Genomic DNA, 2,070 nt, shown 5'->3' on the forward strand with positions numbered 1-2,070 from the left:
GCTGCCGCGGCCGCGGGATCGCGTCGGTCGCCGGAGGCCTCCGACAGGTCGGCGCCGGCGCAGAACGTGCCGCCGGTGTGGCCGAGGACCACCACACGGGCGGTGTCGTCCCCGGCGGCCCGCTCGAGCGCGGCGAGGAGTTGCTCGACGAGTGCGCCCGAGATGGCGTTGCGGTTGTGCGGGGAGTCCAGCGTGATGCGCGCGGCACCGCCGCGGCTCTCGTACCGCACAAGGGCCTGTTCGGTCATGCCCGACACCTCAGTAGCTCCGGGGCAGCCCGAGATTGTGCTGGGCCACGTAGTTGAGGATCATCTCCCGGCTCACCGGCGCGATGCGGGGCAGGCGCGAGGCGGCGAGCAACCCGGCCAGTCCGTACTCCACCGAGAGCCCGTTGCCGCCGAGGGTCTGGATGGCCTGGTCGACGGACCGCGCGGAGACCTCGCCGGAGGCGTACTTGGCCATGTTCGCGGCGTCGCCGGCGAGGTCGTCACGGCCGGCGTCCACGAGGGCCGCGGCCTTGCGCATCATGAGCCGCGCGAGCTCGAGCTCGATCTTGCACTGCGCGAGAGGATGCGCGATGCCCTGGTGGGCGCCGATGGGCGTCTTCCACACGGAGCGCTCGTTGGCGTACTTCGTGGCGCGGTCCAGGGCGAAGCGGGCGGTGCCGCAGGCCATGCCGGAGGCCATGATCCGCTCGGGGTTGAGGCCGGCGAAGAGCATGAGCAGCGCGGTGTCGCCGTCGCCGATGAGGGCGTCGGCGGGGAGCCGGATGTCGTCGAAGTACAGCTGGAACTGCCGCTCCGGGGTGCGGACCTCGGTGGGGATGTGGGTCTTCTGCAGGCCCGGGGCGTCGGTCGGCACCATGAACAGGGCGGGTTCGAGGCGGCCGCTGGACGAGCCCTCGAGCCGGGCCACCACGAGGATCGCGTCGGCCTGGTCGACGCCGGAGATGTAGGTCTTCTGGCCGCTGAGCACGAAGTCGGAGCCGTCGCGGCGGGCTGTGGTGGTGATGGCGTGCGAGTTGGAGCCGGCGTCGGGTTCGGTGATCGCGAACGAGGTGATGAGCTCGCCGGAGGCGATCCCGGGCAGCCACTGCTTCTTCTGTTCCTCGGTGCCGAAGCGGGAGATGATGGTGCCGTTGATCGCGGGCGAGACGACCATCATGAGCAGTCCGGCGCCGGCGGCCGAGAGCTCCTCCTCGACGATGGAGAGTTCGGTCATGCCCGCGCCGCCGCCGCCGTATTCCTCGGGGAGGTTGACGCCGAGCAGGCCGAGCTGGCCGGCTTCCTTCCAGAGCTCGTCGGTGGTCTCACCGGCGTCGTGCTTCTCCCGCATGTACTCCATGCCGTAGCGGGAACCGAGGTCGAAGGCGACCTTCCGCAGCGCCTGCTGCTCCTCGGTGTCGATCACGGGGTTGGGGATCTGTGAGATGTCGGTCATCGTTGTCACTCCTGTTCGGCGTCAGTTGCGGTGTCGGTGTCGGTGTCGGTGTCGACGACGACGACGAGGACGGCCCCCGACTCGACCTGGGTCCCCACCTCGACGGGCAGTTCGGAGACGATCCCGTCGACAGCGGCGGAGATGGTGTGTTCCATCTTCATGGCCTCCATCCACAGCAGCGGCTGGCCAGCGGTGACCTCGTCCCCCACCGCCACGGCGACGCGGATGACCGCTCCGGGCATGGGGGCCAGCAGCGAACCTGCGGCGACCTCGGCGGCGGGGTCGGTGTAGCGGGGCGGCTCGGTGAGCGAGACCGGACCGAGTGGGGAGTCCACCTCGACGACGGTGTCGGTGCCCGGGGCCTCGTAGCGGGAGACCGTGAAGGTGCGGCGCACTCCCCTGACCTCGAAGACGGCCGAGTCGGCGTCCACCTGCACGACGGTGACGGTCTCCGCGAGGTCGCCGGCGGGGCGGGCTCCGGAACGGGTCCGGGTGTAGGCCACCTCGAGCTCGTCCTCGCCGAGGCGGAAGGTGCGCTGCTGCACACTGTGCCCGACGTTGCGGAAGCCTGCCGGGGCCGGTGTCGCCGGCCCCGCGGCGTGCGCGGCGGCCCCGGAGGCCAGTGCCGCG

General features: G+C 71.3%; 3 protein-coding genes. All 3 read right to left on the bottom strand.

Annotated elements, in window-relative coordinates:
* The coding region (locus tag G6016_RS08410; RefSeq protein WP_182632214.1) for an enoyl-CoA hydratase-related protein at window positions 1-248 on the bottom strand (248 nt) is incomplete at its 3' end.
* Between the two features lie 10 nt (window positions 249-258).
* Complete coding sequence (locus G6016_RS08415; protein WP_182632215.1) at window positions 259-1,440, bottom strand: acyl-CoA dehydrogenase family protein; 1,182 nt, start codon at window positions 1,438-1,440, stop codon at window positions 259-261.
* Window positions 1,441-1,445: 5 nt separating this feature from the next.
* Window positions 1,446-2,070 (bottom strand): biotin/lipoyl-containing protein (locus tag G6016_RS08420; RefSeq protein WP_182632216.1); only part of this gene is annotated, 625 nt, incomplete at its 5' end.

The sequence above is a fragment of the Dietzia aerolata genome (assembly GCF_014144865.1).
Lineage (GTDB): Bacteria > Actinomycetota > Actinomycetes > Mycobacteriales > Mycobacteriaceae > Dietzia > Dietzia aerolata.